This is a genomic window from Blautia sp. 2227st1_G12_2227SCRN_220401 (assembly GCF_039062885.1).
Taxonomy (GTDB): domain Bacteria; phylum Bacillota; class Clostridia; order Lachnospirales; family Lachnospiraceae; genus Blautia_A; species Blautia_A fusiformis.
Genome location: NZ_JBCLNI010000030.1, coordinates 24,206 through 44,758 on the forward strand (window position 1 = coordinate 24,206; position 20,553 = coordinate 44,758).

At 41.1% G+C, this 20,553-nt stretch carries 16 protein-coding genes; 14 read left to right on the forward strand and 2 right to left on the reverse strand.

Annotated elements, in window-relative coordinates; genetic code table 11:
* The first annotated feature begins 15 nt into the window (after positions 1-15).
* A complete protein-coding gene (locus ABCM67_RS13540) occupies positions 16-1,695 on the forward strand; it encodes an ABC transporter ATP-binding protein (RefSeq protein ID WP_005428253.1) in 1,680 nt (559 codons plus the stop codon).
* A 336-nt stretch (positions 1,696-2,031) separates the two neighbouring features.
* Here the strand turns inward: ABCM67_RS13540 and ABCM67_RS13545 are convergent, their stop codons facing one another.
* A complete protein-coding gene (locus tag ABCM67_RS13545; protein WP_005428247.1) occupies positions 2,032-4,275 on the reverse strand; it encodes a tetratricopeptide repeat protein in 2,244 nt (747 codons plus the stop codon).
* Between the two features lie 343 nt (positions 4,276-4,618).
* Between ABCM67_RS13545 and ABCM67_RS13550 the strand changes: the two genes are divergently transcribed.
* The 13 genes from ABCM67_RS13550 (at position 4,619) to udk (ending at position 19,192) form a co-directional block, all read left to right on the forward strand.
* Positions 4,619-4,786: a hypothetical protein gene (locus tag ABCM67_RS13550; RefSeq protein ID WP_009245398.1), complete on the forward strand. Its 168-nt coding sequence runs from the start codon at positions 4,619-4,621 to the stop codon at positions 4,784-4,786.
* 76 nt (positions 4,787-4,862) lie between these two features.
* Positions 4,863-6,452, forward strand: coding sequence for a recombinase family protein (locus tag ABCM67_RS13555; protein WP_342992920.1), 1,590 nt, complete (start codon positions 4,863-4,865; stop codon positions 6,450-6,452).
* Positions 6,449-8,041 (forward strand): recombinase family protein, encoded by a 1,593-nt coding sequence (locus ABCM67_RS13560; RefSeq protein WP_005428244.1) that lies wholly within the window; start codon positions 6,449-6,451, stop codon positions 8,039-8,041. Before ABCM67_RS13555 ends, ABCM67_RS13560 begins: the two co-directional genes overlap by 4 nt.
* A 107-nt stretch (positions 8,042-8,148) precedes the next feature.
* A complete protein-coding gene (locus tag ABCM67_RS13565) occupies positions 8,149-9,006 on the forward strand; it encodes a S8 family serine peptidase (protein ID WP_265190862.1) in 858 nt (285 codons plus the stop codon).
* Between the two features lie 162 nt (positions 9,007-9,168).
* Complete coding sequence (locus ABCM67_RS13570; RefSeq protein WP_342992921.1) at positions 9,169-10,023, forward strand: DUF4428 domain-containing protein; 855 nt, start codon at positions 9,169-9,171, stop codon at positions 10,021-10,023.
* A 146-nt stretch (positions 10,024-10,169) separates the two neighbouring features.
* The gene (locus ABCM67_RS13575) at positions 10,170-11,837 is read left to right on the forward strand and encodes a histidine kinase N-terminal 7TM domain-containing protein (RefSeq protein ID WP_342992922.1); all 1,668 of its coding nucleotides are present in this window, start codon (positions 10,170-10,172) and stop codon (positions 11,835-11,837) included.
* Positions 11,834-13,177, forward strand: a complete 1,344-nt coding sequence (locus tag ABCM67_RS13580) for an ATP-binding protein (protein WP_342992923.1) — start codon at positions 11,834-11,836, stop codon at positions 13,175-13,177. Before ABCM67_RS13575 ends, ABCM67_RS13580 begins: the two co-directional genes overlap by 4 nt.
* On the forward strand, positions 13,125-13,751 hold the full coding sequence (locus ABCM67_RS13585) for a response regulator transcription factor (protein WP_022426201.1): 627 nt from the start codon (positions 13,125-13,127) through the stop codon (positions 13,749-13,751). Before ABCM67_RS13580 ends, ABCM67_RS13585 begins: the two co-directional genes overlap by 53 nt.
* Before the next feature lie 111 nt (positions 13,752-13,862).
* Positions 13,863-14,387 (forward strand): hypothetical protein, encoded by a 525-nt coding sequence (locus ABCM67_RS13590; RefSeq protein WP_114001781.1) that lies wholly within the window; start codon positions 13,863-13,865, stop codon positions 14,385-14,387.
* Positions 14,388-14,806: 419 nt separating this feature from the next.
* The gene (rsxC, locus tag ABCM67_RS13595; RefSeq protein WP_147602651.1) at positions 14,807-16,771 is read left to right on the forward strand and encodes an electron transport complex subunit RsxC; all 1,965 of its coding nucleotides are present in this window, start codon (positions 14,807-14,809) and stop codon (positions 16,769-16,771) included.
* 1 nt (position 16,772) lies between these two features.
* Positions 16,773-17,393, forward strand: coding sequence for a methylenetetrahydrofolate reductase C-terminal domain-containing protein (locus tag ABCM67_RS13600; RefSeq protein WP_021976351.1), 621 nt, complete (start codon positions 16,773-16,775; stop codon positions 17,391-17,393).
* Positions 17,394-17,517: 124 nt separating this feature from the next.
* Positions 17,518-18,396: a methylenetetrahydrofolate reductase gene (locus tag ABCM67_RS13605; RefSeq protein WP_015526188.1), complete on the forward strand. Its 879-nt coding sequence runs from the start codon at positions 17,518-17,520 to the stop codon at positions 18,394-18,396.
* Between the two features lie 175 nt (positions 18,397-18,571).
* Positions 18,572-19,192 carry a uridine kinase gene (gene udk, locus ABCM67_RS13610; RefSeq protein WP_021652753.1) on the forward strand — a complete coding sequence of 207 codons (621 nt, stop codon included), beginning with the start codon at positions 18,572-18,574 and terminating at the stop codon, positions 19,190-19,192.
* Positions 19,193-19,301: 109 nt separating this feature from the next.
* Here udk and ABCM67_RS13615 read toward each other — a convergent pair whose 3' ends face one another.
* A complete protein-coding gene (locus tag ABCM67_RS13615) occupies positions 19,302-20,435 on the reverse strand; it encodes an ROK family transcriptional regulator (RefSeq protein WP_044962240.1) in 1,134 nt (377 codons plus the stop codon).
* Between the last annotated feature and the right edge of the window lie 118 nt (positions 20,436-20,553).

A 20,553-nucleotide genomic window follows, 5' to 3' on the forward strand; every position in this document is an offset into this window, starting at 1 on the left:
GGATGGCAATTGGATATGAGAGAAAATGGGAAAACATGGTATCGAATTTGTAAAATGTTGTGTGAATATAAAAAGTATTTTCCAGGGATTATCTGTTGCCTTTTGGGTTCATCATTCATAACGTTTATACACCCACTGCTTATAAGACAAATAACAGATTGTGGTATATTGCAGAAAAACATGAAATACATTCTTTTATTTTCTGTTATATTAATAATAATTTCTTTAACCCAGCAAGAGTTAAATATAATCCAAACAAAATTATTTTCAAATGTACATAATCAGTTTACACATTCTCTCTATAAAAAGACTTACTGGAAAATCAATAGGATGAAAATACAGTATTTTGCTGAAAGAGGAAGTGCAGAGATTATAAATACAATTGGTATGGATATTGATAATGTGTCATCTGTTGTGGATCAGATTACTCAGTTTTCTATATCATCAATTCTCCAAATAATAGGAGGAGTAGTTGGGCTGTCCTTATTAGACTGGAAATTAGCAATATTGATAGAAGCAATTATTCCACTGAAATTTATAATAGTGTCCTATTGTGCAAACAAGAAACGGGAAGTGTTTGAACAGTGGATTGAGGATAAACGAAAGTTTATGAGTTGGTTTGCCGAGTGTATAAATGGAATTCATGAAATGAAGCTCTGGAATCTGTTTCAGGTAAAAAAATCTCAATTTGAAGGTCTGCAAAAAGATTTGATGGATTCATATAAAAAGAACGCAATGCTAGATGAATATAGTACTGTCAGTGTTGTAGTAATAGACACGGTTGTAAATGCGTTATTATATATATTAAGTGGGCTTTTTATAATAAAAGGAGAATTCACTATAGGCGGAGCATTTGCTTTTATTACATATAGTGCATATGTTGTAAATCCAATTTCAGCATTGATAAACATTAAATATTATTTTGCGCAAATTGAGCCATCGGCAAAACGTCTTTTTGAGTTATGGGGACAACCGGAAGAATTGGAAATGAAATTATGTGAAATGAAACCTGAGAAAATTTATCAAGATAGGGATATGGTTTTTGAAGTAAAAAATCTTGTCTTTGGTTATGAACCAGGACACCCTATTTTAAATGGTATTTCACTATGTGTAAAAAAAGGGGAACGAATTGCGATCGTAGGAGAAAATGGAAGTGGCAAATCAACACTTTTGAACCTTTTGGCGGGATTCTACCGGCCACAAAAAGGAATAATAAAATTGTATGGAGCTCCTGTGGAATTGATGGATATACAAGATATGAGAAATAGAATTGCGGTTATAAGCCAAAGACCATATCTATTCCAAGGGACTATAGAGGAGAATGTTAATATCGATGGAAAGGCGTCAAGAGATGCAGTTGTTGAAGCATGTAGAAAAAGTGGTGCTTTAGGTTTTATTGAAAAATTGGATCATGGATTTGGACAAAAAATTGGACAAGATGGTGCAAAACTTTCTGGAGGAGAAAGACAAAAGATAGCTGTAGCTAGGGCTCTGCTGAAAAATGCAGACATTTTACTTATGGATGAGGCTACAGAAGGATTTGATGTTGAATCAAATGAAGCTTTACGTGAGTTATTACATAGTGAATTAAAAAATAAGACTATCGTTTTTATTACGCATAAGTATAAAGAACTGGAAAGTGTTGATAAAGTATATCGCCTTTCAAAAGGAATTTTAGAATTGGTGCGGAGTTAGAGATATAAATTTCTAATAGAACTGAGCCACTATGCATTTGACATATTGTATCAAACAGTAGGTTGATGACGAGATGATTGTAATGTATCGCAGATTGAACAAGCAGAGGAGCATATTTACAAGTTCTCAGGCATTGATGAAGGCAATATACCTAGACTATAAAAAATTTGAGATAGGAGGAGCGAAAAGTGTCAAAAAAAGAAAAGTGATCCTTATGTAAACGCTCCATGTCTAAGAAAAAATGGAAATGGACAAGCGCCTAGTCTTGGAGTGTATCTCAAAACTAGGCGTTTACATTATTGAGGCAATATATTTTACAAGTGTTTGTAGGAACCGTTAGTGCTTGGTGAGAAGAATACTTTTTGCCAGAGCAATTCCAGCTTGTGGATACAATTCTTGAATTGCTTGATATTTTTCTTCAATCAATTCGGGTTCGTCTGCCCATATATCCTCATAAATTTTCAAGGCTTTTTTAAAATGGGTTTTCGCTTGCGAAATATTTGCAGTGATCAGGCAGATACTTCCAAGGGATTCCTGTACCTGGGCATAATCCAAACAGTGGTTTGAATTATATTCTTTGATAATCTGTGCTAATTTCTGAAGAGCAGACAGGGCAAGGTCAGGTTCTTGTATTTCAATTAAGAGGACAGCATAATTATTAATCTGAGGAATACTGTCATTAGTATAAAGAAGCTGGTATTGTTGTAAAAGAGAGATACCCATTTTCATGTGCCTTTTAGCGAGATCAAGTTGTCCGTTGATTCGGTAAAGCCCTCCAAGATTGGAATGGAGGTTGGAAACCAGGTGGGCATTTTCTTTTGTGGTTTCTTTTATTTGAGCAAGTGCTTCTTTTTCTAATTTTATCGCTTTTTCTGTTTTGGGTTCCAGAGTTGCCTGATAATCCAATAGTAAGGCACGGTCAGATGCAGTCCCGTAAGTATTTGCTTTTATAAAATGCTGTAGTTCCTGGATGATTTTTTTCATACCCTTTTGATAGTGGTACTTCTCCATATATGGAAAAACATCTTCTAAAAATAACAGGTATTGGGGAATATCGTCCTTTTCAATGAAAAGCATGATGTTTTCTACTGTTTGAAATAATTTTTTATAATAGCTAACTTCAATGCCATGCATCAAACATATTTTTTGCAGAGAATCCAATAACGTGTGGCAGCTTGTAACAGAAGGTGCGGTCTCGGAAACTGCAATTTCCTGAATCATTGGATGCAGAGAAATAGTATGCCGGAGACTTGACTGTACAAAACCTGTCTCGATCAGATCATTCACGTCATTTAAAGTAGGCAGCTCCAGCCATTTGGAAAATATACGGGCAGAAATACCAGATGAAGGCATAAAACACATATTGCACATAATATCCTGCTGTTTCCGTGATAAGGAGTATAACGAAAACAGGGTATGGATATGGTTGTAATAGGTGGCTTTTTTGCTCTGACCATCTTTCATTACTTTAATCTTATCTTCATTATGAAGAGAAGCCTTTTCCTCTTGAAGTTTTATCAATAATTGCTCTGGAGTTAAAATTCCATTTTCCAGAAGTTTGGCTGCCAGTTCGACAGCAAAAGTATGGTAGTGTACAGTTTCTATGATTTTTTCTACGATTGCCCGGTTTTCCTCTGCTTCTGAATAAAATACAGATGTCAGTTGAAAAAGAGTGGGTATATCTTTCAGTTCTTTTAATTGAAAACTACAGTATTCAGACAGTTGGCTTCTGGTTGTAAATAAAACCCGGCAACGGTATTTTAATACGACTGACAGGCAACTGTCCTGTGTGGATGTGACATTAAAATTGTCTATGATCAGCAGTGTATCAGATTTCAAAGAGCGTAAGAAACGGTTATGTCTTTGAAAACGTTCCTGCTCACTGATTTCTGGTGGATCATCAATAAAATCCATGTCTACAATATCTTGATATAGATTACCGGTGTATTCCATATAGAGAATATTGGTGTACTGTTTTCTGTATTGCTTTGCATAGGCTTTAGCAAGCTCGCTTTTTCCAATTCCGGCAATTCCATAAAGAAATATATGTCGGTTCTCTTCAAACAAAGTATGGAGTTCATCCAGTTCTTCTTCTCTTCCTAGAAAATGACGGCATGGTTTTGGGACTTCGCTGTCCATAATGTAATCCAGAACAATCGGAGATAGAACACCTCCTGCAATCAGTTTTTGATTTCTTGTATCACGTTTAATAAATTGCCGTTCCATACCAAAAGAAAGTACTTTTGCTAAAAACAACAGCCTTGAATCAGAAGGTTTATATAGAGATACAAGTTCCTGCTTTTTTGTATCCGAAATCGTATCGTCCTGTATGAATAACGTGTAAATGTCCTGTATAACCATGTTGCAGTCTGCCATTAAGGGAAGTAAGTTCCGCTGAATGGTTGTTGCCAGTTTTTTCTGATTGCTGGGTTTTGCATAATATGAGGTTATTTTGGGACTGATTTTTGCTTGTCCGGTTATCCAGCGGCAAATTAGACCATTATCCATAGAAAAATCTTCATTTATCGGATCATTCATAAAATCTTCAAATAATTCGTATAAAAAATCAGGTTGGTTCATCTGATTGCTTTCACTGATTTGATTTTTTAGGCATGTGCTAATAGAAGAAAAATCACATCGTTCCAACAGAAATCCCTCCTTTGGTTTTCGTGTTTTATATTCTTAAAGTCTTTTTATTATAACACGAACAAATGTTCCGGACAATAGGAATTGATACTGTATAGGAAGAAAATGAATCTTAAAAACTCAATCTGCGGTCAATTTCAATTCAATGTGATTGGTGCAGAATAATTTTAGAATGTAATCAGGCTTTCGAAAGCCGAATTCAATTCATACAGAACTTTTGTACAATCCTGCCGGCATAGGATGTAGAGAGAACTGTATGCTGAAGGAGGCATATAGCATGAATACGTTATTTGATTCTGTAGAAGTTCTGGATACAAAAAAAGAAATCCAAAAAGAGAATGTAAGCTATGAACATGCAGGATATCAGATTCGAGTGCATTTTAATGGGGAAAAGACATTGATCCAGTGCATTCAGAATCTTACTGAACGAAAAATTGCAGGTTGATTTTCTTAAGTTCTTGTTGTAAAATAAAGACAATTAAAGACAATGACTACGCAAGACCGATGAAAAGAGGGATAGAATGTATCAGGCAGGAATTTATTGCCGAATTTCCATTGAAGAGCAAAATAAAGAGGGTGAATACAGCAATAGTATTCACTCTCAGATTCAGATGGCAAGAGATTATATTGCAGAGAATAAAGATATTGCAGAGAAAAAAGTTTATGTAGACGATGGGGCTTCTGGAAGTAATTTTGAAAGAACTGAATTTCGGAGGATGCTGGCAGATATTGAGCTTGGTGTTATCAATATGGTGATTTTTAAGGACGTATCTCGACTTGGAAGAGAACATATTGATACCAACTATTATCTAGGCAAATATTTCCCGGAGAAACAGATTCGGATTGTTTCGATTCTGGATAATTATGATTCAGCCGTTGGAACTTATGATGAAATGTTAGAAATAAAAACTTTGCTGAATGATATGTATTTGAGAGATACATCCAGAAAGATTAAGACAACGATTCAGACCAAAAGAAGTATGGGCGAATATACTCCGAAACAGCCCCCCTTTGGATATGTGAAAAGTAAAACAATTCATAATCATCTGGAAATTGATCCTTATGCAGCCGAGGTTGTTCGAAGAATTTACAGAATGTATCAAAATGGATTTGGCTGTACGGTTATTTGCAGGACTTTGAATGAAGATGAAATCCCTTGTCCCGCAAAATATAAAAAGGAAGTTTTAAAAACCAATTATGTATGGGATTCGGGAAAAGGTCTGTGGACATCGTCTACTGTAAGTGGAATTTTAAAGAATCCGGTCTATACTGGGGCGGTTGTGATTCGGAAACATGAAAGACCGTCTTATAAGCTGAAATACAAAAAGGCAATTCCCCTGGAAGAAATGGAGCTGGTGCCGGATGCACATGAGGCAATCATTTCTAAAGAAGAGTTTGATAGGGTTCAGCAAATAAGAAAGGGGCGCAGAGTTTCCTATTTTGATAAAAACAATGAACCACATAAATATGTGGGACTGCTCTTTTGTGGGAAATGTAAAACAGCCATGCGAAAACGTTATCTGGCATCTCATAAAGACTATGACGGATATATGTGTGGTTTTCATCAGAAGCAGGGGCAGAATTACTGTGAGCTGAATCATATTACATTTGAAAAGCTGGATGAACTGGTTGTATTTGCAATCAACCAGCAATTGAAACAGATGAAGATGGATGTGAAGAATCTGGAAACTCAGATCAGACAGAAACAGCCGGAACTGGATGGTAAAATTGCAAAATTGCAGGCAAAAATAGAAAGAAATCTGGAATACCGGAAACGAGCATATGAACAGTTTATGGATGAAGTACTTTCCAAAGAGGAATATCTGGAATTAAAACAGATGTATGAAACAGAGAATCAGAAATATCAAAAAGAATTATCAGAACTGAACCATGAAGAGCAAAGGCAGCGGGCGGCGGTCAATGAAACAAAGATATGGTTGGAGCACTTTAATCGCAGAAGAATAACGGTAAAGCAGCTTACCAGAGAAGCGCTTGTGGAGTTAGTTGATAAAATTTATGTATATCCAGAGCAGAAAATAGATATATATTTTAAGTTTGCTTCAGTAGAGAGTTCACCAGATAGAATACTTGAGAAAGATGGGGTGATATGATGTATCAGATGGGTGTATATTGTCGTCTGTCGAAGGATGATGGAGAGAATAAAGTTAGTGAGAGTATTGAAAATCAGATGAAACTGATTCGTGAGTATGTGACTAAATCAGAGGATCTGGAAATCGCAGATATTTATATTGATGACGGTTATTCGGGGCTTTATTTTGCGAATAGACCGGAATTTCAGCGGATGATGGAGGATATCTACAAAGGGAAAATTCAAGGCGTTATTACGAAAGATATTTCCCGGCTTGGGCGTGAACATATTGAAACCAGTAACTATATTGAGCGTGTTTTTCCATCTTTGGGTGTGCGTTATATTGCAATTTTGGATGGCGTGGATTCTGTTCATCACAGTAATGAAGAATTGGCACAGTTTAAGACGTTGTTTAATGATATGTATAGTCGTGATATATCTAAGAAAATCAGAGGTGCATTGACCGCCCAGAAGAAACGGGGACAGTTTATGTCTGGGTTTGCCCCATATGGATATGTAAAAGATCCGGCAGATAAGCATCATTTTCTTGTAGATGAAGAAGCAGCTAAAGTGGTACGGAGAATCTTTTATATGAGTTTGGAAGGATATTCCAGGGATGGTATTGCAAAGAAACTGAATCAGGAAGGAATTCTGACACCGTCAGAGTATAAGAGAAAGGTGCAGGGATTGAAATATGCCAATGCATTAGAAAAAGCGGGTGCAAAGGGCTGGGCATATCCTACGATCAATGTAATTTTGCGAAACAGAGTTTATACAGGGGCTATGGTACAGCATAAATCAGAAAAGATATCCTATAAAGTGGAAAAGTATCAATATATTCCAGAGGAACAGCAGTATATTGTGGAAGGAATGCACGAAGCAATTATTAGCAAAGATACTTTTGAGCAGGTACAGGAACTTATGAAGAAAAGAACACGGACACCGGGATTTAATAGCGAAGTGAGAAAGGTAAATCCATACGCAGGAATTATTGTTTGTGGAGATTGCGGATATAATTTCCAGAGGGTTACTTGTCGGGACGGTTATGAGTGCGGTACCTATCACAAAAAAGGAAACACAGTTTGTTATTCTCATTTCATTAAAAAAGAAGTATTGGATTCTATTGTAAAAAATGAAATCCAAAGACAAGCGGAACTGGCACTGAAAGAAAGTGATAAGGATGAAATATTAAAAGTAGCAGATAGGAAGAAGGAGGTGCAGAGACGATGTGCAGAAGCAGACCAGCAGATTGAACGGTTACAAAAAGAACTTGCGGCTGTCCAAAAGTATAAAAAGAAAACTTACGAAAATTATGTAGATGGTGTTCTGGATAAAGAAGAATATCTCTCCTATAAGGCAGAATATGAAAAGCAGGATAAAGATATCAGGGCGAAGATTCAGTTGGCAGAACAAGAGAAAGACAGCTTTGGAGAGGCAGAAGAATCTTATGAAAACTGGATAGAGAAATTTATCAAGTATGGAACATTATCCGAAGTGACAAGAGAAATTGTGACAGAATTGATTGAAAAAATTGTTGTGAATGGAGATAAGAGCATTGATATTGTATTTAAGTATCAGTCGCCTTATCCGGTAGAAAAACAGGCAGTGTAAAGACTGCAAATTTTTTTACAGTAATTTTCCCCTAGTTATAATGAACACACAGAGGGGATTCTCTTCTGGAAAACTATATTGATACAGTTGCGGCCATGGGGCGGACTGTGATCGTTACAGGAACCGGAAATAACGGCAGCCAGCCCTGGCATGCAGGAGGAATCCTGCAGCAGGGGAAAACAGAAGAAATCCAGTTGGCGGTGGGAGCTTTTGAGCCCACATTAAATGTACAGTTATGGAAGGATTATGAAGATGAGATGGAAATTTATCTGGAAAGTCCGTCCGGAGAACGGATCGGTCCATTATATGAAAGGCTGGGTCCACAGCGGCATCTGCTGGAAAATACAGAGCTTTTGATCTATTATGGAAAACCCGGTCCCTATCAGCTGTCCCAGGAAATCTACATAGATTTCATTCCTGAGGGTAATTATGTGGATAGCGGTGTCTGGAAAGTTCTTTTAAGTGGAAAACGTGTGCGCTCCGGACAGTATTTCCTCTGGCTGCCGGGTGGAAATGTACTGAATCGCGGAACCGGGTTTTATTCTCCGCGGGCTGTGGGAACTTTGACGATTCCTTCCACTGCCGGAAAAGTTATTTCTGTTGGAGCTTATGATTCCAGACAGAATGCCTACGCAGATTTTTCCGGAAGGGGAAGTCAGTTCTTGCCGATCCGGAAGCCTGACCTCGCAGCTCCCGGTGTATCCATCTCCGCCCCGGTTCCCGGCGGAGGCTACGCCACTGTCACCGGAACCTCCTTTGCGGCACCCTTTGTCAGCGGAAGCGCAGCTCTGCTTATGGAATGGGGGATCGTGAAAGGAAATGATCCGTTTCTTTATGGGGAAAAGGTGAAGGCGTATCTGAGGAAAGGCGCACAGAGTGTGGGCGGATATGAGGAATATCCGAATGTGGAGGTGGGATGGGGACGGTTGTGTCTGGCAGAGAGTATCCCATACGGCATATCCTGAACATATAGAAACGGACAGGATTTTCAGATACGAGCCTTATGATCCTGACATTGATATGAAGATGAATTCAGTTACTGTCAGAGATGCTAGTGCAAATGGCGAAGCATTCACGCATAATGTAGATAAACAAAAACACAAATATAAAAAGAAGGAGGATTGGGTATGGGATTATTTGATAAGAAGATCTGTGATATCTGCGGAGAGAAAATAGGTTTATTAGGCAACAGAAAACTGGATGACGGAAATCTGTGTAAGGATTGTGCAAAAAAATTGTCACTATGGTTTGAAGACCGGCGGCACAGTACGGTAGAGGATATAAAACGTCAACTGGAATATCGTGAAAAAAACAAAAAAGCCGTAATGGATTTTTGTATAACACGTCAGATCAATACCAGAAATTACAATGTTTTTATTGATGACAATAAGGGGAATTTTACTGTTGCACGGAAGCTGGATGTCAATGAAAATCCGGATATAGTTCCTTTATCCGCTGTTGTGCAGTGCAGAGTTGATGTAGAGCGACAGCAGAACGAGGAAACATATACAACAAAGGATGGAGAAACCGTAAGCTATCAGCCACCGGTATATAAGTATGAATTTGATTATACTATGCGTATTAAAGTAAAAACTCCATGGTTTGATGATATGGATTTTCGTTTGAATACTTTTTCCATAAGCAGCGATAACAGAGGTGAATTGATGGAAGTGGAGCAGACAGGTCATCAGATCATAGCCGCCCTGACACCAAATGCGGCTGGAATGCAGCAGCCCGGAATGAACATGAACAGCGGAATGCAGCAGTCCGGGATGTACATGAACAATGGAATGCAGCAGTCCGGAATGAACATGAACAGTGGAATGCAGCAGCCTGGGATGAATATGAACAACGGAATGCAGCAATCTGGAATGCAGATGAACAACGGAATGCAGCAGCCCGGCGGTTTGTGGAAATGTCAGTGCGGTGCAGAGAATACCGGAAGATTCTGCGAATACTGTGGCCAGCCAAGACCATTTTGAGTGATGATAGACAGAGTGGACAGAATTGTTCACTCTGTTTGTGATAACAGGGGTTGAGAATGGATGGTTTCTCTGAAAACTATATAATAAAATAGAACTTTATAGTATACTTATCACAGAGGTGTATTGATGAGAGAGGAATTTTCATGACATACAATAAAAAAAGGGCACTGTCGTATGGAGGAATCCTGATAAGTGTATTTCTGGCGTATTTCTGCAGGCTGGGAAGACCGGAAAATGTTTTTATGAGAAATCTCGCAGATCAGTGTCGTAACTGTATTTATCTGGGAATGTATTGTGCCTGGGTGATTTATCTGGAAAAGCATGTAGTGCATAGAAAAACGCGCAGATGTCTGACTGCAATTGGCTGTCTGATGGTCTTCTGGTTTTTTGTACGGACAGTAAAATTTCATATTTTTCATGATCCGCTTGGAGAACATATCTGCTGGTATCTGTATTATATCCCGATGATCCTGATACCGGTCCTTGGACTGGCAGCAGCGATGTTTCTTGGTGAAAAGGACGGCGAGAAAACGGGCAGAAAAATTATTGTTTTGCTGGTTTTTGCGGTGATTATGATCGTCTGTGTTTTTACAAATGACCTGCATCAGCTGGTGTTTCGGTTTTCCGGGCGGCCTCCGTTTTCGGACAGAGATTACAGCTATGGTATTCTTTTTATAGTGATCCAGGGATGGATCATATTTTGCCTGATATGGATGGAAATTATGCTGATCAGAAAAAGCAGGATTCCGGGAAGAAAGCAATTTTGGCTGCCGGTTATTCCGGGAATATTGCTTCTGGGATGGAATATCGGGAATTTACTCCGTCTGCCTCTGATCAAAACAATTGCCGGAGATATGACAGCGGTATGCTGCCTTTTGATGGCGGCAATTTACCAGGGATGTATATTATGCGGCCTGATACAGACGAACAATCGATATTTTGAATTATTCCAGACCTCCGGAGGACTGGATGCAGAGATTACGGATGATTCCTTTCAGCGTTATTATCATTCCGGTGATTTTCCTGAGCTGTCACCGGAACTGCGTAAAATTGTAATAAACAGATCAGCTGTACAGGAACAGGGAATCCGGATCAACCATATTCCTATAAGAGGAGGACATTTGTTCTGGTCAGAAGATATTTCGGTGCTTCTGGATCAGTATCAGGATATCCGGGAACAGCAGGAGGAGCTGACTGCCAGAAATCGTCTGCTGCAGAAAACCTATCAGAAAGAAGCTGAGCGGAGAAAAACAGAAGAACAGAACCGACTGCTGAACATGATACAGAATCAGACAGCCGGGCAGCTGGAATTGCTGTCACAGCTGATGGATGAGCTGGAAAGAACGGAGTCAAGGGAACACTATGACCGGATCCTGGGAAAAATCGTGGTTGTTGGTACATATTTAAAAAGAAGAAAAAATCTGGTATTGACACAATATGCATCAGACGGAAATCTGCTTACAATGGAGGATCTCAGACAGAGTCTTGCGGAATCCTGTGACAGCTTAAAATTATGTAAGATCCGGGCAGCTTATTATGTCGAAAATGGTGAAATGCAGCTGAATGCAGATGATATACTAAAATGCTATGATACCTTTGAATGGCTTGTGGAACGATTGTTTGATACAATGCAGTCTGTTTTTTACCGTGTGTCGCAGATCGATGATGCTTTGCGGATCTCGGTTCATATTGTAGCAGAAGCAGATCTTCGGGGATTAATGTCAGAAAGACCGGAATTAAATGTGCAGCAGGAAGATGAAAACGAATGGTTTATCGGATGTATCGTATTCAGAAAGAGAGGCGGAAGATGACTGATTTTGCGGAATGCAGTATGGCAATGCAGGATTTTTTGATGATCCTTCTTGAAATCTGCCTGATTCTGGAATTGATCCTTCTGTTGATCAGGATAACCTGTTTTTACGGGAAAAAGAAAATTATAACAGCAGTGACTGTTTTTGCAGTTTCTTTTATGCTTATGGGGTTCCTGATGAATGATCACAGATATTGCCAGGGGGAAAGCGCATATCAGCTAATGCTCCGAATGTGTCCGGTCAGTGTTTTGATGGCAGCGATGGTGGTATTGTTGCTTTATCTTTGCTGGGCAATCTGGAGAGAGAGACGCAGATATCATCATTCTCTGTCTTACTGGTCTGTGAATGAAGCTGTTGATGATGTTCCATGTGGGGTGTGTTTTTCGGATCCTCTTGGAAGGATCGTTTTATGCAACACTAAGATGCATGAACTGAGCAGGATAATGACAGGCTCCTATCTGCAGGATTATGAGGCATTGCGGAAAGTAATAAATGGAGGATCCGAAGCAGAGGGACTTCGCAGATTAAACAGTGACAGTAATGTATTTTATTTTCCGGATGATTCCGTCTGGATGTTTCAGGAATATCGTCTGCAGGAGCTGGATTGTGCAGGATATCTGCAGACAGTGGCAGTTAATGTATCAGAAATTTATTACAATGGTGAAAAGATCAGAGCAAATAATGAAAAGCTGGAAATCCTGAATCATAAGCTGGAGGAAATGTATGAAAAAATCGGAGATAAAATAAGAGAGCAGGAGACACTTGCCATGAAAATGCAGGTTCATGACAATTTTGGCCGAAGCCTTCTGTCAATACGCAGGATATTGGAAAGAAAAGAAAATCAGGATAAAATGGATGAACAGCTATCTGCACTAAAGCATCTGGTCTATATTCTTACAGATTCTTCTGTTGAGAATATGGAAGAATTATGCGCGGATACGATCAGGCATGCAGAAGAACTTGGAATTTATGTTCAGATCAGCGGGGATTTCCCTCAGCATCCCTCCTACAGGCTGCTGACAGACAGAGCGATCCGTGAATGTGTGACAAATTGTGCCAGACATGCCCATGGAAGTACAGTTCTGGTGAAGATAGAAAAAGGTGCAAATGAATACAGCATCCGGATAACGAATGATGGAGATGCACCTGAAAAAAATGCAGAAGAAGGTGGTGGTCTGTCTGCACTGAGAAAAGCTGCGGAGTCAGAGAAATGTATTATGCAGGTTTCTTTTTCGCCGGAATTTTGTCTGGTGTTGAAAATGCCACTGACAGAAAGGATGGGAGTCTATGGTACGGATACTGATAGTAGAAGATCAGAGGATCATGCAGAAGTATTTTGAAAGTATTATTATGCGGGAACCGGAATTCCGACATGTCCAGACAGTTTCGGATGCCTGTGAAGCTGTAAAGATCTGCTCTTACTCGGCAATTGATCTTGTACTTATGGATGTGCAGACATTTCATAATCATGATGGGCTGAGTGCCGGAAAGATCATCAGGGAAAAATATCCATATACAAAGGTATTGGTTGTTACTTCGCTGATCGATCCCAAGGTGCTGGAAAGAGCAAAGAGCGGATGTGCAGACAGTCTATGGTATAAGGATCACGGTGAAGAGGAAATACGGAGTGTGATCTACAGAACGTTAAATGGGGAGCATGTATTTCCGGATGTGGCACCGGAGGTGGAACTTAACTGGATCACAAGCGGTGATATCAGTCCCAGACAGCTTGAGATGCTGCGCCTGTATATTCACGGGATGTCATATTCCGAGATCGCAAGGAAAATGGACTGTTCTGCTTCTGGGGTGAGATGGAATTTTCAGGAAATGATCGCCAAGGCGGGATACAGCTGCAAGGAGGATCTGATAGCAGCTGCACTGGAAAGTAAACTGATCGTAACCACACTGAAATAGATGATCCACAGAATGCAGAAACATATTCGGACAGAGGGAGTTTGGCGTGAGCTGACGGAGCATTCACAAATATATCATAAGATTTTGAATAATAGGAAAGAGGAAACAGACATGAGCGATTTTTTGACAGAAAAAAATAAAAAAACAGGAATACTGGGGAAACTGAAATGGGTTCTTTGTGGTTTTTTTATACTTTTTTCCCTGGGAGCTATTGGCGCATCGGAGAAGTATATTGGTGAAGGGCGCTGGGGAATGGCAGCAACAGAGATCATACTTGGATTGCTGTTTCTGTATCCAACCTTCCGGGAAATTCAAAAAGCATTAAAGAAGAAAAAAGCTGGAGAAATTGCCTGCTGGTTTGAATCCTATGCCCAGAATACCGTCTCATTTGAAAAGCTTGAGCAGGAACTGGGAAAAGGTGCAGTGAAAAAGCTGGAAAAATTTATTGCGGGGGGATATATCCGGAATATCCAGATAGACAGAGAAGGAAATTATATTATGATCACTGCACCGAACAGACGCGTAAATGAGAAGATCTATATTACAGTTACCTGCCCCAGCTGCGGTGCAAAGAATCAGGTAATAAAAGGTCGTCTGAGCACCTGTGAATATTGCGGACAGCGTCTTACCCCATGACAAAAGACACCTTTCGGATCTGCCCTGTTAAAGATAAAATCCTTGTGCAATATGCTCAATGCATAAAAAGGATATTTTATAAACAAAATTATATAAGTTGCATATAACTAACGCATGCAGCATAACAGAAGTTGTACAAATATCCGTACATCCATAGACGATTGGAATGAAATCATAGAATAAATTTATAAAAATAGCTAATAAAACTGGATAATATGTTCAAATTATGGTACATTTATTGTAGCAGTCAGAGGAAATATTGCGGCCTTTTTTTGGACCAGGATTTTCGAAGGGCTGAACAAATAACAAAGAACTTATTTATTTGGTTTTATTGTTTCTTTCCTGGGAGTGCAGAGAAGGAGGGAACGGATAAGAGCAGATAATCATAAGGATATAATCTTTATAAGGAAGGTGAGCAATTGGAAAACTATACTAAGTACAAGCTGAAAAGCAGTGATGAGCTTGCATCAGTGCTGAACGGCAGGGACAATCTGTTTGTAATCGCCTGTAACAAGTGTTTCAAGGAATTTGAGACCGTTGACGAACCGGATTGCGAGGAATTCCTGAAATTTGCTGCGGAGCAGGGAAAAACCGTCACAGGCAGTGCGAAATTCGATTTTCTGTGCAACAAGATGCACACAGAAAGAAAATTACAGGATCTGCTGCCGGAAGGTACAGAGAATGTAGTTGTGATCTCCTGTGGTCTTGGTATCCAGACTGTTGCAGATCTGACCGGTAAGCCGGTGATCGCAGCAAGTAATACCCTTAACTACAGAGGCCATCACGGCATGGCACTTACCAAAAAGAGCTGTGATGCATGTGCACAGTGCTATCTGAACATTACCGGAGGCGTCTGTCCTATCGTCGACTGTTCCAAGAGTCTTGTGAACGGACAGTGCGGCGGAGCAAAGAACGGGAAATGTGAAGTGGATCCTAACAAGGACTGCGCATGGGAGAAGATTTACCAGAGACTGGCAAAACAGGGTCGTCTGGAAGAGTTCCTGAACCAGCCGGTACAGGTACGTGATTACTCCAAGGTTAACTTTAAGGTGATCAATGATTACGTGAAGTCTATCAGAGAGGACAGACTGAACGGATACTATGGTGGCGTTCATCCGTCAGAGCACAAGGAATTCAGCGAGCATATCGATCTGAAGAAATTCCCGGATCCGAAGACGGTTGTGATCTCCATGTCCCAGCATCTTGGTGCACCTGCCAATCCGATCGTGGAAGTAGGAGACACAGTAAAGGTTGGACAGAAGATCGGAGAAGCTGCCGGATTTATCAGCGCACCAGTACATTCCAGTGTAAGCGGAACCGTAGTTGCTGTTGAGCCACGTATGCATGGTACAAGAGGCAGTGAGGTGATGGCAGTTGTCATCGAATCCGACGGAAAAAATACTCTGCACGAATCCGTACAGCCACATAAAGCCCTAGATGAACTTACACCGGATGAGATCATTGAGATTGTAAAAGAAGCCGGAATCGTTGGTATGGGTGGTGCAGGTTTCCCGACCTGTGTCAAGCTGAAACCTGCAAAACCGGTTGATACCATCCTTCTCAACGGATGTGAGTGTGAGCCATATTTAACAGCAGACCATAAGGTTCTCCTTGAGTTTGCTGATGATATTATTTTCGGTCTGAAAGCGATCCTCAAGACAACAGGTGCTGAGAAGGGCATCATTGTCATCGAGGATAACAAGCAGGATGCGATCGAATTAATGCAGGAAAAAGTTGCCGATATCGGAAATATGGAAGTTTTTGTTGCAAGAACCAAATACCCGCAGGGTGCTGAGAAAACTCTCATCAAGCGCGTCATGGGCAGAAAGGTTCCAAGCGGCGGCCTTCCGGCAGATGTTGGCGTTATCGTAGATAATATCAGTACTGTAAAAGCGATCTCCGATGCGATCCAGCAGGGTATGCCGCTGATCGAGCGTGTTGCAACCGTAACAGGCGAGAAGATCAAGAATCCTGGCAACTTTATCATCAAGATCGGTACCAGCGTAAAAGAGCTGATCGATTACTGCGGTGGATTTACAGATGACGATGTTCTGGTCAAGATGGGCGGACCTATGATGGGATTCCCTCTGAACACTCTGGAGGTACCTATGATGAAGGGCTCCAACGGTATCATCGCCATTGATACAGATGAGACCAAAGAGCAGCCATGTATCAAGTGCGGACGCTGTGTGGACGTATGTCCGATGGAACTTTCTCCTCTGTATTTCGTAAAATATGCGAAAGAAGAGAACTGGCAGGGCATGAAGGACATGAATGTCATGGACTGTGTTGAGTGCAGATGCTGTCAGTATATCTGTTCTTCCAAGATTCCGATCATTAACAGTATCAAAGCCGGAAAAAATGCAGTAAGGGGGATGAAGTGATATGTTGATTACCCAGTTAAAAGCAAAAGAAACTATCGTATCACTGGCAGCCGGAAAGAAAGTTTTTATCATCAACTGCCATGGATGCAAGGAAGTTCGTTTTCCGGAAAAAGAAGCTGTTGAACTTCAGAAGGAGCTTTCCGCTGAAGGAAATGTGACAGGGATCATGACAACGGATTATATCTGTAATCCGGAAAATATGCAGTTACGTCTTCAGAAACACATGGATAAGATCAGGGAAGCGGATCTGGTCCTGGTATTCTCCTGTGGTGTTGGTGTACAGACCATCGCAGAATATCTGGAAGACAAGATGGTATGCGCAGCCTGCGATACATACCCAGTACCTGGTTTCCAGGGTGTAACACCGTTAGAATATAAATGTGACCAGTGTGGTGAGTGTTATCTGAACCTTACTGGCGGGATCTGCCCGATCACAGCATGCTCCAAGAGTCTTGTCAACGGCCAGTGCGGCGGTTCCAAGAATGGTAAATGCGAGGTGGACAGTGATATGGAGTGTGGATGGGAGCGCATCTACAGACGTCTGAAAGAGATCGGACGCCTTGACGCACTGAAATGCCCGACACAGATCCATAATTTCGCTACAGATGATGAAGTGAAATAATAAGCAAAGATTTATTAAGAAGCCAAATTAAATTATGATACGGTTCATCGGAAATATTCCGCAATGTATGTTGCAGAGCAGGTGGACCGTACCCCAAATTTTAAATGATTGGAGCAAATATAATATGAAAATGAAAGAATTATTCGACCGTGGTGAATTTGTAGTTTCTGCAGAAGTAGGACCGCCAAAAGGGATCCATGTAGATGAACTGGTAGAAGAAGCCAAAACTTATCTCAAGGGCGTTCATGCAGTCAATGTAACAGATAACCAGTCTTCGGTTATGCGTCTTGGATCTCTTGCAATGTGTAAAGTTCTCAAAGACGCCGGAATGGATCCGATCTTCCAGCTTGCATGCCGTGACAGAAACCGTATCGCACTGGAGTCTGATCTTTTAAGTGCTGCTATGCTTGGTATTGAGAACATCCTCTGTCTGACAGGTGACCATACGAAGATGGGTGATCATCCGCAGGCAAAACCGGTATTCGATCTTGATTCTGTATCTCTTCTTCATACAGTACAGCTTCTCGAGTCCGGTGTAGATCTTGGAGGAAACCAGCTGGTTGGTGAGCCTCCGAAATTCTCCAAGGGTGCCGTTGTATCTCCATGCAGCGATTCCGTTGACGCTCAGCTTGCAAAGATGGAAAGAAAGGTTGCTGCAGGTGCAGACTACTTCCAGACACAGGCTGTATTTGAGCCGGAGAAATTCATCAAATTTATGGAAAAAGCAAAACAGTTCGGAAAACCGGTACAGGTTGGTATCATCATTCCGAAGTCTGCTGGAATGGCTAAGTTCATGAACAACAACGTTGCCGGCATCCATGTTCCGGATGAGATGATCGAGGAGCTGAAAGCTGACAAAGAGAAGACAAAAGCTGGTATCACAGGTGTTGAGATCGCTGCACGTATCATCAAAGAGTGTAAGCCATACTGCCAGGGTGTACATATCATGGCACTTGGATGGGAATCCAAGATCCCGGCACTTCTGGAGCAGGCTGAGATCTGATCAGAACGATTGCTTTATAAAAAATAACCAGAAAAGCTGTCCGGAACCGGATGCAGGAGATGCACACCGACCGGGCAGCTTTTGTGTAAGAAAAAGCTTCTTTATACGGAAAAACTCTTCGGGAAGCCTGCGGGATCCACAGCGGAAGAATTCTAGCTTAAGAGGTAAAGAGACGATGGAAAGTATTATTATCGGGATCGCCGGAGGGTCAGGCTCCGGCAAATCTACATTTACAAACAGACTGAAGAAGCATTTCGGAGACGATGTGGTGGTGATCTATCATGACAATTACTACCGCAGACAGGACGGAATTCCTTTTGAAGAACGTGTGAAGGTGAATTACGATCACCCGGATTCACTGGAAACCGATCTTCTGGTCGAGCATCTCAAAGAACTCAGGGAGGGCAAAACCATCCAATGTCCGGTATACGATTACAGTCAGCACAACCGCTCCGACAAAGTGCTGAAGATCGAACCAAGACCGGTCATTCTGGTAGAGGGAATCCTGCTTCTTGCAGATCCCCGTATCCGAGATCTTCTGGATATCAAGGTTTATGTGGAAGCAGATGCAGATGAGAGGATCTTAAGACGTATCTCCAGAGATGTGGAGGAACGTGGACGGGATTTAAACGGAATCATCGATCAGTATCTTACCACAGTAAAACCGATGCATTATCTGTACGTGGAGCCCACACGGGCGAAAGCAGATATTGTGATCAACAGCGGTAAGAATAATGTGGCCTTTGATCTGTTTGTGTCAAAAATCGGGCAGCTGCTGAAAGAACTGAAAAAATAATAAGTAAAATAAAAAGCATGTCATACTCTAGGACAGAGCGGATCAGATTGTATCCGTCTGGCTGTGTATGACATGCTTTTTTGACCGGTTCAGGTGAATATGTCTGTATTCACACGCTCTGTGTAAATTTCTCTACATAATATAAAGCTGCACCAATGGCAGGTGTATACTGCCCGTGGGTGCCGACCAGAATCTGGCTTCTGTCCAGGGTGAATGGTGCGTCTGTGTTGATGTGTTCTAACAGATAATTAATATCTTCTTCTGTAAAATAAGGTGCCAGATATCCGCTGATGATGATCGGTGCATCGATGATCAGGTTCAGATTTTTCATGGCAAAGGCCAGATGGTTCAGATAATCTTCCCAGTGCTCAGCAAGCCGGGGGGATTTTTTTTCGCGGAGCAGAGGGAAAAATTCCTTCACAGGCATCCCGGCAGACTGTTCCAGAGCGTTGGCAGAGCAGTAGGTTTCCAGACAGCCATGGTTTCCGCAGTAACATAAAGGGCCGTCAGGATTGACGCACATATGCTCAAGGGTTCCGCTGTGCATGGAACTTCCCTGATGAATTTGATGATTGGTGATAATGGCACCGCCCAGGTTTCGGTTCAGAAGGAACACGACAGCACTGTCAAGCTCCGGGTGATTCCACAGCTCCAGAAAAGCAGCGGATTTGGAATCATGTTCCAGATGGCAGGGGTAAGGAAGATGCCGGGAAAAATCCTCCAGTTTCATTCCGGTATTGTTCATGATGTTTCCGTAGATCACAGTGGAATTATCCGGAGAAGTGATCCCCTGTGTGGCAATGGAAATACCCAGGATCTTTTCATTCGGATAGTGATTTTCTGCGATGAATTTTCGTACTTTATCGGTCAGCTGTCTGTAATATTCTTCTGTGTTGGAATAGGGAAGAGCAATGGTTTCTGTATAAAAGGCATTTCCATATAAGTCGATTGCTGTGATATGGAACATGTTTTTCAGGATCCCGATTCCAATGGAAATCCGGAAATCCGAGACGATCTGGATGGCCTGGGCCTTTCGACCACCTGTGGAATCAAAATATCCGTTTCTGTCAATAAGCCCTTCTTTTTCCAGCAGGTTCAGGTTCTGGCTTACGGTGGAAAGCCCCATCTGAAGATCCTGGACGATCTGCATTTTGGAAGTCTGGTGTGTTTTGTATATATATTGGTAAACCTTGGAGCGGTTTATTTTTTTTAAATTGATGGTGGTTAATCCTTTTTCACTCATGAGATTCTCCTGATAAAAGTAATTATAGATATGTTTAAGTCGTGACATGCTCCCACCACTTAAATCTTACGATTTTGAAGTGGGGGCTTCCTGCTCGATTACCCTTTAGGGCAAAGCT